The sequence below is a fragment of the uncultured Maribacter sp. genome (assembly GCF_947496775.1).
In the GTDB taxonomy this organism is placed as follows: domain Bacteria; phylum Bacteroidota; class Bacteroidia; order Flavobacteriales; family Flavobacteriaceae; genus Maribacter_B.
Genome location: NZ_CANMDU010000007.1, coordinates 66592 through 84227, shown reverse-complemented (window position 1 = coordinate 84227; position 17636 = coordinate 66592). Strand labels below are relative to the sequence as shown.

Sequence of the window (17636 nt, the reverse complement as noted above, 5' to 3'; positions counted from 1 at the left end):
ATAAATCCAGTTAGCTATGATTCAAGTATCGGAAGAAGCAAAGAAAAGAGTTATCGGTTTAATGACCGAAGGAGGTTTTAATGCTACAACGGATTACGTACGTGTTGGTGTTAAGAGTGGCGGTTGTAGCGGATTATCTTACGAGTTAGATTTTGATAAAAATATAGGAGAAGCGGATAAAGTTTTTGAAGACAATGAAGTACGTATTGTTGTAGATAAAAAGAGTTTTTTATATTTAGTAGGTACCACATTAGAATATTCTGGCGGACTTAACGGTAAGGGATTTGTGTTTAACAATCCCAACGCTCAAAGAACATGTGGTTGTGGAGAAAGTTTTTCATTATAATAATTTAATAAACGAAGTTGATTAATTCCTCCTTTGGGGGATTAGATAAGGCTTATGGCATATACAGAAGAGGAATTAAAGAAAGAACTAGAAACCAAGGAATATGAGTATGGTTTCTATACAAATATAGAATCGGATACTTTTCCAAAAGGATTAAACGAGGGCATTGTTCGTGCTATTTCTAAAAAGAAAAACGAACCGCAATGGATGACAGATTGGCGTTTAGACGCTTTTCGTGTATGGGAAAAGATGGAAGAACCAGAATGGGCAAATGTTACCTATGAGAAACCCGATTTCCAGGCTATTAGTTATTATTCTGCACCTAAAAAAGCTGATCCAAATAAATCTTTAGAGGATGTTGATCCAGATTTGTTAGAGATGTATAAAAAATTAGGGATCTCAATAGATGAACAAAAAAGGTTGCAAAATGTTGCCGTAGATATTGTTGTAGATTCTGTTTCTGTAGCAACAACATTTAAAAAAACATTAGCAGAAAAAGGGATAATATTTATGCCTATTTCTGAAGCTATTCAGGAACACCCTGAGTTAGTCAAAAAATATATGGGGTCTGTTATTCCAACTACAGATAATTTTTATGCAGCATTAAATTCTGCTGTGTTTACAGATGGTTCTTTCTGTTATATTCCAAAAGGAGTAAAATGTCCAATGGAATTATCTACTTATTTTAGAATTAATGAAGGAGGAACAGGACAGTTCGAAAGAACTTTAGTAATTGCAGATGAAAGTAGTTATGTAAGCTACTTAGAAGGCTGTACAGCGCCTTCTAGAGATGAAAACCAATTACACGCAGCTGTTGTAGAGCTTATAGCTTTAGATGATGCAGAGATAAAATACTCAACGGTACAAAATTGGTTTCCTGGTAATTCTGAAGGTAAAGGTGGAGTTTATAACTTTGTTACCAAAAGAGGTATATGTGAGAAAAATGCAAAAATTTCTTGGACACAAGTGGAAACAGGTTCTGCTGTAACTTGGAAATACCCTTCTTGTATTTTAAAAGGAGATAACTCTATTGGAGAGTTTTATTCTATTGCTGTAACAAATAATTACCAGCAAGCAGATACAGGTACAAAAATGATTCACCTTGGGAAAAATACTAAGAGTACAATAATATCTAAAGGTATCTCTGCAGGGAAATCCCAGAACAGCTATCGTGGTTTAGTACAAGTAGGTTCTAGAGCAGAAAATGCTAGAAATTTTTCGCAGTGCGATTCTTTATTAATGGGTAATGAGTGTGGCGCACATACTTTTCCATATATCGAAGCTAAAAATAAATCTGCTATGATAGAACATGAGGCAACTACCAGTAAAATTGGAGAAGACCAAATTTTCTATTGTAACCAAAGAGGAATTGATACAGAGAAGGCTATTGCACTTATTGTAAATGGTTTTAGTAAAGAAGTTTTAAATAAATTACCGATGGAATTTGCTGTGGAAGCGCAAAAATTATTAGAAATTAGTTTAGAAGGCTCCGTAGGATAATTACAAAGTAATTTGAAAATGAAAAAGATACTAACAATTGTATGTACTATTTTGCTTTTAGTTGCTTGTAAAGAAGTTCCTAAAAAAGATAAAGAAGTAGTTTCTAAAGAGCGTAAAAAGCCAGAGGTAAAATTATATACTTTTAGCGGAGGAACTGTTTTGGTAAATAATTTAGAATTGTTTTCGCAAGACACAACCTACCACGGACAATCCAAAGAATTTGCTGATGCTTTTTATGTAATTCAACACCCCAAAGGAAATTTAATTTGGGACGCTGGTCTTCCAGAGGGTTTAGTGGGGTTATCACAACCATTTACTTCTCCAGATGGAAACTTTACAGTATCTAGGAAAGATTCTGTAACTCACCAGTTAAGTAGTATTGGGTTAGCCCCAAAAGATTTTAAATACATTGCGTTATCGCATACACATTTTGATCATAGTGGTCATGCTAATGTATTTAAAGAATCTACTTGGTTGGTTCAAGAAGAAGAGTTTAATTTTATTACAAGTGAAGAATCTAAGAAAACGGATAATTATAAAGCAATAAAAGACTTAAATAAGGTTAAAAAATTACACGGCGATTTTGATGTTTTCGGAGATGGTAGTGTAGTTATTAAATCTATGCCAGGACATACACCCGGACACCAAACTTTATTTGTAGATTTAGCAGAACATGGTCCCGTATTGTTATCTGGAGATTTATATCATTTATACGAAAACAGAAGACATAAAAGAGTACCGAGTTTTAATTTTGATGTAGATCAAACGCTTGCAAGTATGGAAGCTTTTGAAGCGTTTGCAAAAGAAAAAAATGCAAAGGTTTACATACAACATCAAAAAGAAGATTTTAATAAAATGCCTAAGGCACCAGAATATTTAAAGTAGAAGACAATGTTAAAAATTAATAATCTACATGCGCAAGTAGAGGACAAGGAAATCTTAAAAGGAATTAATTTGGAGATGAAAGCAGGGGAAGTACATGCTATTATGGGCCCTAATGGTTCTGGTAAAAGTACTTTGGCTTCTGTTATAGCTGGTAAAGAAAATTTTGAAGTTACAGATGGTTCTGTAGAATTAGAAGGGGAGAATTTAGAGGATATTTCTCCGGAAGAAAGAGCGCATAAAGGCGTATTCTTATCTTTTCAATACCCTGTAGAGATTCCTGGAGTTTCTGTAACTAATTTTATGAAAACAGCAATTAATGAGTCTAGAAAGGCAAAAGGATTAGAAGAAATGCCGGCCAAAGACATGTTAAAGCTTATAAGAGATAAGTCAGAGTTGTTAGAGATAGACCGTAAATTTTTATCTAGATCTCTAAATGAAGGTTTTTCTGGAGGAGAAAAAAAACGTAATGAGATTTTTCAAATGGCTATGCTAGAACCTAAACTAGCTATTTTAGATGAAACAGATTCTGGTTTAGATATAGATGCTTTACGCATTGTAGCTAATGGAGTTAATAAACTAAAAAGTAAGGATAATGCTGTTTTAGTAATAACACACTACCAGCGTTTGTTAGATTATATAGTGCCAGATTTTGTACATGTTTTACATAACGGTAAGATTGTAAAATCAGGAGGAAAAGAACTAGCTTTAGAGTTAGAAGAAAAAGGATACGATTGGCTTAAAAATGAAGCTACAGTTTAATAGGAGTACAAAGTAATAAGTCTCAGTACTTAATACTAATTACTTAATACTTGAAAAAACATGGAATTAAAAGATAAACTAGTTTCTTCCTTTATGGCATTCGAAAATAATGTGGATGTAGAACATTCTGTTCATGATATTCGTACAGAAGCCATTAAAAATTTTGAAACCAAAGGATTTCCTACCAAAAAAGAAGAGGCATGGAAATATACCTCATTAAATAGTATACGTAAAATAGACTTTAGTATTTTCCCAAAAACGGAAAGTACATTAGAATATAAAGATGTAAAAAAGTACTTTTTACATGAGATAGACACCTATAAAATTGTTTTTGTAGATGGTATTTATAGCTCTTATTTATCAGAAACCACACATGATGGTGTAGATATTTGTTTAATGAGTTCGGCTTTAACCAAAGAAATGTATAAGCCTGTTATAGATGTGTATTTTAATAAAGTAGCATCTAAAGACGAATCTTTAACTACCTTAAATACAGCATTTAGCAGAGAAGGGGCATATATTTATATTCCTAAGAATAAAATGCCTAAAAAACCTATCGAGATTTTGCATTTCGCTACGGGTAATGAGGCTTCTTTAATGTTACAGCCAAGAAATTTAGTAATTGTAGAGGAGAATGCAGAGGTTCAGATTATAGAAAGACACCAAAGCCTTACAGAGAATAATGTACTTACCAATGAAGTAACGGAGGTTTTTGCTGCAGATAACGCAATAGTAGATATATATAAGGTGCAGAATGATAATGCCGGAGCATCTTTGATTGATAACACCTATATAGACCAGAAAGGTAAAAGTGTTGTAAAAGTGCATACCTTTTCTTTTGGAGGAAAGTTAACGCGTAATAACCTTAACTTTTATCAGAATGGAGAGTATATAGACTCTATTATGAAAGGGGTTACCATTTTAGGAGAAAAGCAGCACGTAGACCATCATACTTTAGTGCATCATATAGAGCCTAATTGTGAAAGTCATCAAGATTATAAGGGTATTTACGGAGAAAGCTCTACGGGGGTATTTAATGGTAAAATCATTGTAGATAAAATTGCCCAAAAGACGAATGCTTTTCAGCAAAACAACAATATTCTTATAAGCGATAAAGCTACAATAAATACAAAACCACAGTTAGAAATTTTTGCTGATGATGTTAAATGTTCCCACGGTTGTACCATTGGCCAGTTAGATGAAGATGCATTATTCTACTTACAATCTAGAGGTATTCCTTTAAAAGAAGCTAGAGCTTTGTTAATGTATGCCTTTGCTAACAATGTATTAGAAAGTGTACGTATTCCAGAACTTAAATCAAGAATTAATAAATTGATAGCTAATAAATTAGGAGTTAGTTTAGGCTTTGACTTATAAAGAAATAAGTATTCTTTATTAACAAGATTTTATCTTAAAATACTGAAAATAATTAACGACACTATTAAAGTGTCGTTTTTATTTTGAAGGAATTTACCTATAGTTTCGTGAGCTAATTATAAACCATTAATATTAGTTCATATGAAAAAAATTTACTTTTTAATTATTTCTGTATTCTTTTTTAGTGTTTCTATTGTAGCTCAAGACAAAAAATGGAGTGTAGAAGCAAATTACCCACTATCTGTTGGGGACGAGTTAGGCAATGATGCGCCAGGTATAGCAGATGTAGGCTTAAAATATCGGTTTTTAGATTTCAATATTGTAAAAATTGGTGCAGGTATAAACACAGGTGTTTTTATAGAGAATATTAAATCTTATACAGATCCTAAAACGTACGATTTTGATGAAACTAATTGGATAATTCAGCCTAAAATTTTTGCTGAATTTACTATTCCTGGAATAAGAAAACTAAGACCAAGTATAGGATTAGGATACTCTTTTATTGAAACTAAATATGATGGTTTACTTCCTGACGAGTCGTTAGAAAATTCACATTCTGAAGGTGGAGTAAATATAAACTTAGGACTTTCTTATGATATTACTAAGAGGTTCTTTTTGCAAGCGTAATATGATTATGTTAGAACCAAAGATGATTTTAATTATTTAGATAATAATTACGTTATTAAACAAAATTTAGGATATTTAAAGGTAGGTATGGGGTTTAGGTTTTAAACGAACTAATATAAGACCTATAAGTGTTATTACTTTTGCTAAGGAGTAGGTATCTTTGCAACTTAGCAAAAGTATTATGATAGATGTTTCTAAAATCCGTAAAGACTTTCCAATACTTCATAGAGAAGTAAACGGAAAACCATTGGTGTATTTTGATAATGCAGCAACATCCCAAACACCACAACAGGTTATAGATGTTATTGTAGATTATTACCAGAATTATAACGCCAATATTCATAGAGGTGTACATGCGTTATCGCAAGAGGCTACGGATAAGTACGAACAAGCACGTATAACTATTCAAAAGCATTTTAATATAGCAAAGTCGCATGAGGTCATTTTTACTTCAGGAACTACACATAGTATTAATATGGTTGCCAATGGTTTTACGGCACTTTTATCTGCTGGAGATGAAATAATTGTTTCGGCCTTAGAACATCACTCTAATATTGTGCCTTGGCAAATGCTTTGTGAACGCACAGGAGCAATTCTTAAAGTTATTCCAATGAATCAAGAAGGGGAGTTGGTTATGGATGTATACAAAGAGCTGCTATCTAGTAAAACGAAATTAGTTTTCTGTAACCATGTTTCTAATGCTTTGGGAACCGTTAATCCTGTAGAAGTAATAATACAAGAAGCTCATAAAGTTGGTGCTGCAGTATTAATAGATGGCGCACAAGCAGCACCCCATATAAAAGCAGATTTGCAAGCTTTAGATGTTGATTTTTATACAGTATCCGCGCATAAAGTTTGTGGCCCTACTGGAGCAGGTATGTTATATGGTAAAGAAGAATGGCTTAATAAACTACCGCCATACCAAGGAGGAGGAGAAATGATTGCGGAGGTAACATTTGAGAAAACTACCTATGCAGATTTGCCACATAAATTTGAGGCTGGTACACCAAATATTTGTGGCGGTATTGCATTTGGAGCCGCTTTAGACTATATGAATACAATTGGTTTTAATGCTATTGCATCTTACGAGAACGAATTGTTGGAATATGCTACGGAAAAGCTTTTAAGTATAGACGGACTTAAAATTTACGGAACATCAAAAAACAAAACATCTGTAATTTCTTTTAATATAGATAGCTTACACCCGTATGATATCGGTTCTATATTAGATAAATTAGGAATTGCAGTGCGTACAGGACACCATTGTGCACAGCCAATTATGGAATTTTATAAAATTCCAGGTACGGTAAGAGCTAGTTTTAGCTTCTATAATACCAAAGAAGAGGTAGATGTTTTGGTTGCAGGAGTAGAAAGAGCACGTAATATGCTGCTGTAATCGTTATCATTTTCCTAAACTTTTGAATCCCAAAGATTCCTATCGTACTTTTGTAAAAAATAACAGGTATGACCATTGAAGCAATCCAAGAAGAAATTATAGACGAGTTTTCCATGTTCGATGATTGGATGCAGCGCTATGAGTATATGATAGACTTGGGAAAATCTCTACCTTTAATAGAAGAAGAGTTTAAAACAGAGGATCATATTATAAAAGGATGTCAAAGTAAAGTTTGGGTACATGCCAAACTACAGGAAGATAAATTGGTTTTTACTGCGGATAGCGATGCTATAATAACAAAAGGAATAATTGCTATCTTAATACGAGTTTTTAGTAACCAAAAACCACAAAATATTATTGATGCTAATACCAATTTTATTGACGAAATTGGGCTGAAAGAACATTTGTCTCCCACAAGAGCGAACGGATTAGTGAGTATGATTAAACAGTTGAAATTATATGCAATAGCATATCAAACACAACTAAACTAAAAGTAACATGAGCGAAGAAACAACTACAATAGATACACAAGAATTAGGAGAACAAATAGTAAGAGTGTTAAAGACTATTTATGATCCAGAAATTCCAGTAGATATATATGAACTTGGTTTAATTTACGATGTTTTCGTAAATGAAGATAACGAAGTTAAAATTTTAATGACTCTGACATCTCCCAACTGTCCAGTTGCGGAATCTTTACCAGTGGAAATAGAAGAAAAAGTAAAATCTATAGATGCGGTAAAGTCGGCTATTGTAGAAATTACTTTTGATCCACCTTGGACGCAAGATCTTATGAGTGAAGAGGCGAAGCTAGAAATAGGACTTCTCTAAGAAATCAGTTTTAAGAATTTTCGATTTAATCTAGTATTAGAAAAATACAGATTTCTGATTCCTTTGATCTGATAACTGCTAATCATGAAAGAAATAATAAATAGAGTTGCCGAAAGTCAGTTAATGACCTTTAATTTGGAAGACCACTATCCAGAGGGAAGGAGAATGGTGTTGGATATTAGCCAGTGGTTGTTTGAAGGGTTTATTCTTAAGGAAAAAAATTTTAGAGCTACTATTGCAGAACATAACTGGGAACAATATAAAGATTCCTATGTAGCCCTCAGTTGTAGTACAGATGCTATAATTCCGGGATGGGCATATATGTTGATTGCAACGAAATTAGAGCCTTTTGTTACTATGGTAGCACAAGGAAATCTAGAAGATTTAAATGCTTTGGTGTATAAGTCTATCATAGACAATTTAGATATTACGGCTTATCAAGGTAAGCCGGTGATTATCAAAGGATGTAGTAATAAACCAGTACCGTCAAATGCTTATATATGGGCAACTATTAGATTGCAAAGTGTAGCTAAGAGTATTATGTATGGGGAAGCTTGCTCCTCTGTTCCTTTATACAAAAAGAAATAATTTATCGCTTTATAAGTGACATTTATTACTTTTGCGTTTCTAAATTAAAAAACACTAAACACTACATTATGAAAAAACTAGTATTTACTTTGGTAGCGGTATTTGCAATGTCTGCGAGTTATGCGCAAACAATTGATGAATTAAAAGCAGAACAAGCTTTAAAAAAGGACTCCGTTGCAGCTATCCAAGGTAGAGTAGATGCATTACAAGGAAAAATTGACGCTTTCCCTGGATGGAAAAAAGGAGCTTTTGGAACTATTGGTGCTAATTTATCAGGATTTAGTAACTGGTATTCGCAAGCTTTACCAGATAATTCTTCTGGTAATATAGGAGTTACAGTTAATGGTTTTGCAAACTTGGATCGTGAAAAATTCTTCTGGAGAAATAATGGTAATATTAATCTTGGTTGGGTAAAGTTAGATGATCAAAATTTACCAGAAAATCAACAAGATGGTTTTAAAGAAGCAACAGATGTGTTTACAATCTCTTCTTTATATGGTCGTAAATTAAGCGATAAATTTGCTATCTCTGCTTTAGGAGAATATAGAACTACTATCTTAAATAATTTTAATGACCCGGGATATTTAGATTTAGGTATTGGTGCAACATGGACACCAATAAAAGATATGGTAGTAGTTATTCATCCTTTAAACTACAACTTTGTATTTGCTAAGAACGATGCTGTTTTTGATTCTTCTTTAGGAGCTAAAATAGTAATGGACTATACAAAGCAATTAGGAGCAGTAAATTTTAAAACAAACTTCTCTACCTTTCAAAGTTATAAGAGCGGAGACCTGTCTAATTGGACATGGATTAACTCTTTTGGCTACACATTATGGAAAGGTATTGGTTTAGGTTTTGAGTTTGGTTTAAGAGGTAATAAGCAAGAAGCATTAAATAACGCATTTAAGCTGGATCCAAATACAACTGCAAGTTTATCTAACATAGATAATAAAACACAGTCATATTGGTTATTTGGTCTTAACTACGCTTTCTAAGAAAAGCTTAACCACACTAAAACAAAAAAGCCCTCTTTTTTAGAGGGCTTTTTTTATTGAAGTTTAATGAGTAATAAGGTTTTTGCGTAAAATTATGAAATACGCATTCTATCTTTTATAACGTAAAACTCCGGTTTCAATATTTATTGCAGTTCTTGCTAAGATGGTAAATATAAATGCACCCATAGCCCAAATACCCAGAGTAACTCCAATTTCTATACCTGTAGGAGTATATTCTGCAATCTTACCATAAGAACCGGGAATAAAACCTGGGATTATAAGACCAAATCCTTTCTCTATCCAAATGGCAATAAATAGGATAAAACAAGCAAAATAAAGCACTTTTAGATTGTTACGAAGTTTATGAAAAGTTAAAAGAATGGTGGCTAGTATATTTAAAGGTATGGCTGTCCATATCCAAGGCATTAAAGCATCTTTTCCATGAAGCCCAAAAAATAAATAATAAGCACTTTCACTATGATGTGTAGGGGCATAGAATTCTTTAAAAAGTTCAGATATTAACATGATTAAGTTTATTTGAGCAGCAACGGTAACTACTAAGGCAATCTTTTTAATGGTTTTATCGGGTATTTTAAATGTTGTGTGTGATCTAATAATGGCAAGTACCAGAATTATTAAAGCCGGGCCTGCTGCGAATGCTGAAGCCAAAAATCTAGGGCCCAGTAGGGCATTATTCCAGAAAGGTTTTGCTTGTAATCCTTGATATAAAAAGGCGGTAACTAAATGTATACCAATAGCCCAAAAAACGGAAATCAGTGCTCCGGGAAGATAAACTCTAGGCTTAGCTTCTTTATTTTGATAATGTCTAAAAAGAATGTATAATGGAATGGTAATGTTTATTATTAAATAACCGTTTAGAGCTATAACATCCCATGTAAGCATGGAGTTAGGAAAATTGAAGACTCCAATCCCAGGTAACATATGCCATAATACCGAAGGACCTCCCATATCTGCAATAACAAATGCTAGACACATAATTAGAGCGGCTACTGCTAAACCTTCCCCTATTAAAACAGCTTGTTTAAAATCTATATCTTTCAATACATAGGTTGGCATTACGAGCATTACAGCAGCTGCGGCTACACCTACTAGAAACGTAAAGTTGGAAATATACAAACCCCAACTTACACTATCGGTCATACCTGTTGCACTTAAACCTTCCTCTAATTGTATAGAATAACAGTACATACCTACAAGCATACCAAAGGTTAAAAATGCCATCCATAGATGGTATTTTTTAGTCCCGTGGGTAATTGTATTTAGGCTGTCTACAATTAAACTCTTAAAAACCTTCATTGTTTTCATTTCTTATTAATTTGCACTATTCTTAATCCATGAAATACCAAAACTTAGGCTCTGTACCTAAATCTTCTTTTAATCTAAATACTTTTTTGTTCTCTAGAACCCAACGTATTGTACTATCAGGGTCTAGTAAATTCCCGAAAATACGTGCTCCGGTAGGGCATGCTTCAACACAAGCTGGGTTTTGACCAGACCTAGAACGTTGCACGCAGAAGGTACATTTTTCCATAACCCCTTTTTTACGCATTCTATTTCCCAAGTAGTGTTGATTTTTGTTTACCTCTTCTTCTGGTACTTCTGGGGTGCTCCAATTAAAACGTCTACCATCATAAGGGCAAGCAGCCATACAGTACCTACAACCTACACACCAATCATAATCAATAACAACTAAGCCATCTTCTTCTCTCCATGTTGCTTGTACAGGGCATACCTCTACACAAGGAGGGTTATCGCAATGAAAACATTGTGTACCCATATAAAAATGCCCTTCAGCAGGTACTTCGTGATAATAGTTATCATCGGCTTCGTTAAAATTAAACCCTTGGCCATCTTTCATTTCATGAATACGGATGTATTGCATTTGCGAGTTTCGGTCTTGGTTGTTTTCTTCAACACAAGCAGTAACACAATCCATATATCCTTGGCATTTGGAGATATTAAAAGCATAACCAAAGAGAACATCTTCTTCGGCGTTTTTAGAGGACATATTTATGGATTTTCCCGTTCTTAATTGGTAGGATCTAACTAAACGGTTTACGGTATCGTTCTTTTCTTGATCCGTCATCAGTTTGTAATTACCTTTAAACTGCTCTTCCCAATCTATTTGTGCTTTTTCTTTTGTTTCCTCACCGGCAATCATACTGCAAGAAGTACTTACAGCTCCAGCACCAATAGCTAAACTTGCGGTGAGCTGTTTAAAAGCAGATCTTCTATCCATTTTAACATCAAAAACTTGTTGATAGCCGTCTTTCGGTTTTTTAATTGGATTTTGTGTGTTGTGAGACCCACACCCTCCTTCTGTTTTACCACAACCACAGGAAGATGAAGTTCGTTTTTTTGTATTATTTAGGTTTAAAGAAAACCATTTCTTTTTAGTGTCACTCATACCTTAATTTATTTTTTCACCAAACTATGGTGTACTATTTTCTTTCTTCAGCTTTTACAGAATTGTACCTTACTGGCCATTTAGAGGCTATGTGTGGGTCATGAGGATTATGACAATTTACACAAGTGAGTGCTGCTCTAGGCGGAGCCCAACCACCAATACGTTTACCATGAGCTCCTCCTTCCCAATCTTTAAATTGTTTCGTATGGCATTGACTACATAAAATATAGCTGTTATTAAAATCGATTGGATTTCCGGTTAATGACTTTAGTTCATCCATAACATCTCCATTATGACAACTAATACAGTTCATGGTATTTTTATCGGCATGAACAATACCAATATCCCAATGTGCTTTTTTAGCGGAACCTGTAAGTTGCGTTTCTTTTAAAGGTTTGGCATGGCATTCCGTGCATTTGTATGATTTAATTTTACTCTTTCTTTCTGGAATTAAAAAGGTATGTTCGCCAGTGGTAATTTCCATAGTTTTTATATGATCTATATAGGATTCTGATGATACAGAGACGCCTTTATAGCTTTTGCCTTCTCCTTCTATCTTATCCATTACCGAATGGTATCCGTGATCCTCATTTTTACACGATAAGAATAGAAAGGCAAGAAGAAAACTAAAACCTATTTTTTTAATATTTCGGTACATATTCATTGTCTTAATTAGCTCTGGTGAAAAGGTCTAAATCTTTAATTTCCTTGTCTTTAGGGACATGGCATTGTCTACAGTTTACACGTTCAGGGTGGCTTACTCTAATTTCTTTTGGCGCGCTAGACCCTGCATGGCATGACAAACAATTTTCTCTCATTTGTAAAGCATGTGGTATCATTGGCGGGCTTCCTAACAGTGCATTGTTTATACCTACCTTTGGAGGTGTTTTTTTATAAAAACTATTTCCTTTAAAAAGAGTTTTGGTTCTAGATTCTACATGACATTGCCTACAGTTTGTCATTTCTGGATGAGGCGTTACAGGAGTATATGCATTATACTTTATTACAAATCCTCCGTTTTCATGACATTTTAAACAGCTATTGCCACCTACAATGCCATCTTGGAGAATTTCATGAGGAATACTTGGTGGTGCTCCAGGATATGCTCTATTGTTGTAATAGGTAATTAAGGAACGTTGGTATTTTGCATCAACAGGCATTTCTGCGTAATTTAAAGCATGTTTAGAACGTGTAAAAACCTTACTTTCTGATGGTAGTTCATTAATGATATTGTCCTTTTTTATAGGAATATAGGCTTCCTCTAGTCCTTGGTGGTAACTTTTATTCCATATGGTAATAAAAGCACCAAAGAGCAAAGCAAATAAGAATATGATGCCTAATCTTTTTTTCATGGCCTATGCTTTTATTATTTTGACCGCACATTTTTTGTAATCCGGTTCTTTAGAAATAGGACAAAAAGCATCTAATGTAACATCGTTTATCATCATATTTTCATCAAAAAATGGCACAAAAACTTGTCCTATGGTTGGTAATCCTCTTTCGTTAACAGAAGCGGGTAATATGCAGGATCCCCTTCTAGAGACGACCTTTACCTTTTCACCATTTTTAATTTTCATTTTTTTGGCATCTTCGGGATGTAGCTCTACGTAGGAGTGCGGAACTGCTTTGTGTAATACTGGGATTCTACGAGTCATGGAGCCAGTATGCCAATGTTCTATAACACGACCGGTATTTAACCAAAAAGGATATTCATCGTCTGGTGATTCAGCAGCGGGTTCATATGGCCTTTGCCAAATTACAGCCTTACCATCGGGTTTACCGTAAAAATGAAAATCTTTACCGTTATCACAGGCAGGGTCATACGCTGCATTAAATCTCCATTGTGTAGATTTACCTTCCACATAAGGCCAGATTGCTCCTGCTTGGGATTTTAAGACTTCTAATGGAGCCATATTATGTTTTTTTCCGACATGGAACTGGCGGTACTCGTTGTAAATTTCTTCTACATGGTTTTCTTTGGAATATGGAAATAAATCGCCATAGCCCATGCGTTTAGCTACCTCTATTGTCATCCAGGCATCATCCGTTGTTTCTCCAGGCCCTTCTACCATTTTATCCCAGTGTTGGGTTCTACGTTCTGAGTTACCGTATAATCCGGATTTTTCTATGTGCCATGTTGCAGGTAAAATTACATCAGCTACATCGGAAGTAGGTGTTGGAAAAACATCAGAAACCACTACAAAGCATGATTCTTTTTGCATACCAGGTTTGTACCTGCTTGTTTTAGGAAGAGATACTAGTGGGTTAGTTACTTGCGTCCATATAAACTTTATATCTCCCCGATCTACTGCTCTAAACATTTCTGTTGCATGGTAGGTAGGTTTAGAAGGAATACGTTCATAAGGTACTTTCCATATTTTAGCAGCTTTTCTTCGGTGTTTTTCATTAGTTACAACCCCTTTAGGGAGTTTGTGTGTAAATGTACCAACCTCTCTAGCAGTACCGCAAGCGGATGGCTGCCCTGTTAATGAAAAAGGACCATTGCCAGGTTGCGATATTTTACCAGTTAATAAATGAATATTATATACTAGATTATTCATCCAAGTACCTCGGGTATGTTGATTCATACCCATACACCAATAAGAAACTACTTTTTTATTTGGATCTCCGTAAATTGCTGCTAAGTACTTTATGTCTTTAACAGATACCTTGGAATATTTAGATACTTTTTCCGGAGTGTAATCTTCTAAAAATTCTTTGTATTCTTCGAATGATATTTTACTGGGTTTATCTTTAAATTTATAATTGTCTTCTAAACCGTACCCCATTTTAGTAAGACCTTTATTGAAATTACAATGTTCTTCTACAAAGGAGGTGTTTACCCATCCGTTATTTACTATTTCATAACAAATGGCATTGGCTACAGCTAAATCTGTCTGTGGTTCAAATAATATAGATTTGTTTGATGCCGTGCTGGAGCGGGTAGTTCTTGTTGCAAAATCGATTATTTTGGCATCTCTTCTATTTTTTTGTTCTAACATTCTAGAGAACAAAACTGGATGCATCTCTGCCATGTTATTGCCCCAGGTAATAAAATAATCCGCAGAATCTATGTCTTCGTAACAACCCATAGGTTCATCAGCTCCAAAGGTGGTAAGGAACCCAGCAACGGCACTGGCCATACATAAACGAGCATTACAATCTAAGTTATTAGTGCCAATGGCGCCTTTCATAAATTTAGAAGCTACATAACCTTCTGGAATAGTAGACTGTCCCGAGGTGTACATAGCAACAGAATCTTTACCGTGATTTTTAATGGTTTGTTTCATTTTACTAGCCACTAAATCCAATGCATCATTTATGGGTGTCTTTACATAGCTCCCATTTTTTTTAACCAAAGCATGTGTTAAGCGATCTTTAGATGCAATACACATTATTTGATGGTATCCTTTAACGCAAAGTAATCCCTTGTTCACAGATGAGGATGGGTCCCCTTTTACGGCGACTGCCTTTCCGTTTTCTACGCCTACTAATATTCCGCAGCCTACTCCGCAAAATCTACAAGGTCCTTTCTTCCAATCTAAATCAGCATCTTTAGGTATATTTTTTTCTTGTTCATCGGCAAAAATAATACCAGGAAACATGGTTGCTGCCGCGGTCATTGCCGATGCTAGGGCCATTTTTTTTATAAAACTTCGCCTGTTAGTTATAGAGGTATACATAAATGATGTTAGTTTTTAGGAGTATTAAAGCCAGAAACTAGGGTTAGCAGTTTTAAGTTACTTATAGTTTCTATTTGTTGTTTTGTGTTTTCGTCTTCTAATTGTGTTTTTGTGTCCGTAATTACAATTAGTAAATCTTTGTTTTCAGCAGCAACTACTTCACAATAGTCGATTTTGGCAATTGCGTCGTGCAAGGCTTTTTTTGCACCTTTTAAAGGATAGGCCAAATAACTTTTTACGGGCATATATTAGTTTTTTAATAATTTACTACAAGAATCCTCGAATTTTTGCAGAAAAAACATGATAATTATCATGTTTTCAATTGTTTGCATTAATTTTTAAGAATAATATTTTACCTTCTCTTTAGGTAACTCTCAATTAAAAAATGCGTTATATTTGCAAGAACATAACGTATTTTTTAATGATATCAGTTTCGAAGGCAAAAGAGGAAATAGCAAAATATAGTGTACGTGGCAATGAAGTGGTGCTGCCATTGGAGGAAGCTTTAGGGTATACGTTAAGTGAAGCCGTTGTTTCTCCTATTAATATGCCACCTTTTAGGCAATCTGCTATGGATGGTTATGCTTTACATTTAACAGATGATTTACATTATAAGCTTATAGGAGAAGTGCAGGCTGGTGACGGACATAATCCTGTTTTGAAGCCAGGAGAAGCCATACGCATATTTACAGGTGCAGCGGTGCCAGATACAGCAAATGCAGTGGTAATGCAAGAAAAAGTAGTTGTTAATGCTCAGAGTATTATCATAGAAGATGGAGTTTCTCTAGAAATAAATATTAGAAAAAAAGGAGGGCAAGTACAAAAAGGAGATATTGCCTTAGAAAATGGAACAACCCTAAATCCTGCTGGTATAGGTTATTTAGCTTCTTTAGGAATAACAGAAGTAACCGTTTATGAAAAACCAAGTATTGCAATAGTTACTACTGGTAATGAATTGTGCAAGCCTGGAGAGTCTTTAACTTATGGAAAAATATATGAAAGCAATTCCGCCATGTTGGCGACTGCACTTTGTAGTTTGCATATAAAAGATTATACCGTAAATACTGTAAAAGATAATTACAAGGCAACTTTACAATTGCTGCAAGAGGTTATTAGTACAAATGATATAGTAATTATAACGGGCGGTATATCTGTAGGGGATTATGATTTTGTAGGTAAAGCTCTTAAGGAGCTAAAAGTAGAGCAATTGTTTTATAAAGTAAAGCAAAAACCAGGAAAGCCTTTGTTTTATGGTAAGCAAGAAAACACGCGAATTTTTGCTTTACCAGGAAATCCGGCAGCAGCTCTTAGTTGTTTTTATATGTATGTGTATCCTGCATTGCAAAAATTTATAGGAGCAACCGCAACAGACCTTCCTCAAATAAAAGCCAATTCATTATCTGCTTATAGTAGAAAAGGAGATCGTGCACATTTTTTAAAAGCCATTTATAAAGATGCTTCTGTAGAAATTTTAGACGGGCAAAGCTCTGCGATGTTACAAACCTTTGCACTAGCCAATGCTTTGGTGTATGTGCCAGAAACTAAAGATAATATTACCCAAGGGGAGGAAATAGATGTTATTTGCTTACCGGTTTAAATTCTTTTGGTATGGATTATAAAATAAAAAGTAGAATTTGGATAGAGGTAGGCGGAAAAGTTTTATTAGGTGAAGGACGCGTGCAACTATTAAAAGCTATAGATGCTACAGGTTCTTTATCTAAAGCCGCAAAATCCCTTTCCATGTCCTATAAAAAAGCATGGGAATTATTAGATGCCATTAACAAAGCAGGTGCTGCTCTAGTAGTAATAAAAAGTACTGGAGGAAAAAATGGTGGTGGAACAGTAATTACACCTTATGGTAAAGAGCTTATTACTGCCTACGATAGTGTTAATAAAAACTGTTGGGAATATTTAGATACACAAATACCACAGTTTCCTAATCCTAAGAATGTAGAAATTATATCAGAATAAAATAGATAGTATATGAATATAACCGTTAAATATTTTGGAGTATTAGCAGAACTTACTCAATGCATGGAAGAAACGATAGTGTTTACGAAAAGCACGGTGATAGAGTTGCTAGAGGTAGTATACCAAAAACATCCAACGCTAAATGGCAAAAACTTTAAAGTTGCTCTGAATAATGAGTTGGTAGATATGGGAACTATAGTTTCTGAAGTAGAAGTTGCATTATTACCTCCATTTTCAGGAGGATGAA

20 protein-coding genes are annotated in these 17636 nt (G+C 34.4%); 14 read left to right on the top strand and 6 right to left on the bottom strand.

The window, feature by feature from the left end:
* Window positions 1–16 precede the first annotated feature (16 nt).
* The 11 genes from Q0856_RS12205 (at window position 17) to Q0856_RS12155 (ending at window position 9307) form a co-directional block, all read left to right on the top strand.
* Window positions 17–346, top strand: a complete 330-nt coding sequence (locus Q0856_RS12205) for an iron-sulfur cluster assembly accessory protein (RefSeq protein WP_298474856.1) — start codon at window positions 17–19, stop codon at window positions 344–346.
* 54 nt (window positions 347–400) lie between these two features.
* Window positions 401–1846, top strand: coding sequence for a Fe-S cluster assembly protein SufB (gene sufB, locus Q0856_RS12200; RefSeq protein ID WP_298474853.1), 1446 nt, complete (start codon window positions 401–403; stop codon window positions 1844–1846).
* A gap of 18 nt (window positions 1847–1864) precedes the next feature.
* Entirely contained in the window at window positions 1865–2731 is an 867-nt protein-coding gene (locus tag Q0856_RS12195) for an N-acyl homoserine lactonase family protein (protein ID WP_298474851.1), read from the top strand.
* Window positions 2732–2737: 6 nt separating this feature from the next.
* Window positions 2738–3490: a Fe-S cluster assembly ATPase SufC gene (sufC, locus tag Q0856_RS12190; RefSeq protein ID WP_298474849.1), complete on the top strand. Its 753-nt coding sequence runs from the start codon at window positions 2738–2740 to the stop codon at window positions 3488–3490.
* Window positions 3491–3550: 60 nt separating this feature from the next.
* On the top strand, window positions 3551–4867 hold the full coding sequence (sufD, locus tag Q0856_RS12185) for a Fe-S cluster assembly protein SufD (protein WP_298505378.1): 1317 nt from the start codon (window positions 3551–3553) through the stop codon (window positions 4865–4867).
* Between the two features lie 141 nt (window positions 4868–5008).
* On the top strand, window positions 5009–5494 hold the full coding sequence (locus Q0856_RS12180) for an outer membrane beta-barrel protein (RefSeq protein ID WP_298505376.1): 486 nt from the start codon (window positions 5009–5011) through the stop codon (window positions 5492–5494).
* 181 nt (window positions 5495–5675) lie between these two features.
* The gene (locus Q0856_RS12175) at window positions 5676–6890 is read left to right on the top strand and encodes a cysteine desulfurase (RefSeq protein ID WP_298505373.1); all 1215 of its coding nucleotides are present in this window, start codon (window positions 5676–5678) and stop codon (window positions 6888–6890) included.
* A 68-nt stretch (window positions 6891–6958) separates the two neighbouring features.
* Entirely contained in the window at window positions 6959–7381 is a 423-nt protein-coding gene (locus Q0856_RS12170; protein WP_298505371.1) for a SufE family protein, read from the top strand.
* A gap of 7 nt (window positions 7382–7388) precedes the next feature.
* Window positions 7389–7721, top strand: coding sequence for a DUF59 domain-containing protein (locus Q0856_RS12165; RefSeq protein WP_298474839.1), 333 nt, complete (start codon window positions 7389–7391; stop codon window positions 7719–7721).
* An 84-nt stretch (window positions 7722–7805) separates the two neighbouring features.
* Window positions 7806–8309: a DUF2480 family protein gene (locus tag Q0856_RS12160; protein WP_298505369.1), complete on the top strand. Its 504-nt coding sequence runs from the start codon at window positions 7806–7808 to the stop codon at window positions 8307–8309.
* 68 nt (window positions 8310–8377) lie between these two features.
* On the top strand, window positions 8378–9307 hold the full coding sequence (locus tag Q0856_RS12155) for a DUF3078 domain-containing protein (protein ID WP_298474836.1): 930 nt from the start codon (window positions 8378–8380) through the stop codon (window positions 9305–9307).
* 108 nt (window positions 9308–9415) lie between these two features.
* Here the strand turns inward: Q0856_RS12155 and dsrP are convergent, their stop codons facing one another.
* The 6 genes from dsrP to Q0856_RS12125 are packed head-to-tail and all read right to left on the bottom strand — an operon-like array spanning window position 9416 to window position 15663.
* A complete protein-coding gene (dsrP, locus tag Q0856_RS12150) occupies window positions 9416–10633 on the bottom strand; it encodes a sulfate reduction electron transfer complex DsrMKJOP subunit DsrP (protein ID WP_298505366.1) in 1218 nt (405 codons plus the stop codon).
* A 22-nt stretch (window positions 10634–10655) separates the two neighbouring features.
* Window positions 10656–11735, bottom strand: a complete 1080-nt coding sequence (locus tag Q0856_RS12145; protein ID WP_298505363.1) for a 4Fe-4S dicluster domain-containing protein — start codon at window positions 11733–11735, stop codon at window positions 10656–10658.
* 34 nt (window positions 11736–11769) lie between these two features.
* Window positions 11770–12393, bottom strand: coding sequence for a cytochrome c3 family protein (locus tag Q0856_RS12140; RefSeq protein ID WP_298505362.1), 624 nt, complete (start codon window positions 12391–12393; stop codon window positions 11770–11772).
* Window positions 12394–12403: 10 nt separating this feature from the next.
* Window positions 12404–13087 (bottom strand): cytochrome C, encoded by a 684-nt coding sequence (locus tag Q0856_RS12135; protein ID WP_298505360.1) that lies wholly within the window; start codon window positions 13085–13087, stop codon window positions 12404–12406.
* Between the two features lie 3 nt (window positions 13088–13090).
* Window positions 13091–15376, bottom strand: a complete 2286-nt coding sequence (locus Q0856_RS12130) for a molybdopterin-dependent oxidoreductase (protein ID WP_298505359.1) — start codon at window positions 15374–15376, stop codon at window positions 13091–13093.
* Between the two features lie 50 nt (window positions 15377–15426).
* Complete coding sequence (locus tag Q0856_RS12125; RefSeq protein ID WP_298474823.1) at window positions 15427–15663, bottom strand: hypothetical protein; 237 nt, start codon at window positions 15661–15663, stop codon at window positions 15427–15429.
* 176 nt (window positions 15664–15839) lie between these two features.
* On the opposite strand from Q0856_RS12125, the gene glp reads away from it, so the two are divergent.
* From glp to Q0856_RS12110, 3 genes are read left to right on the top strand one after another with little or no spacing between them, the layout of a single operon-like run.
* Entirely contained in the window at window positions 15840–17015 is a 1176-nt protein-coding gene (gene glp / locus Q0856_RS12120) for a gephyrin-like molybdotransferase Glp (RefSeq protein WP_298505357.1), read from the top strand.
* An 11-nt stretch (window positions 17016–17026) separates the two neighbouring features.
* On the top strand, window positions 17027–17389 hold the full coding sequence (locus Q0856_RS12115; RefSeq protein WP_298474820.1) for a winged helix-turn-helix domain-containing protein: 363 nt from the start codon (window positions 17027–17029) through the stop codon (window positions 17387–17389).
* Between the two features lie 12 nt (window positions 17390–17401).
* Window positions 17402–17635 carry a MoaD/ThiS family protein gene (locus Q0856_RS12110; RefSeq protein ID WP_298505355.1) on the top strand — a complete coding sequence of 78 codons (234 nt, stop codon included), beginning with the start codon at window positions 17402–17404 and terminating at the stop codon, window positions 17633–17635.
* The last annotated feature ends 1 nt before the right edge of the window (window position 17636 follow it).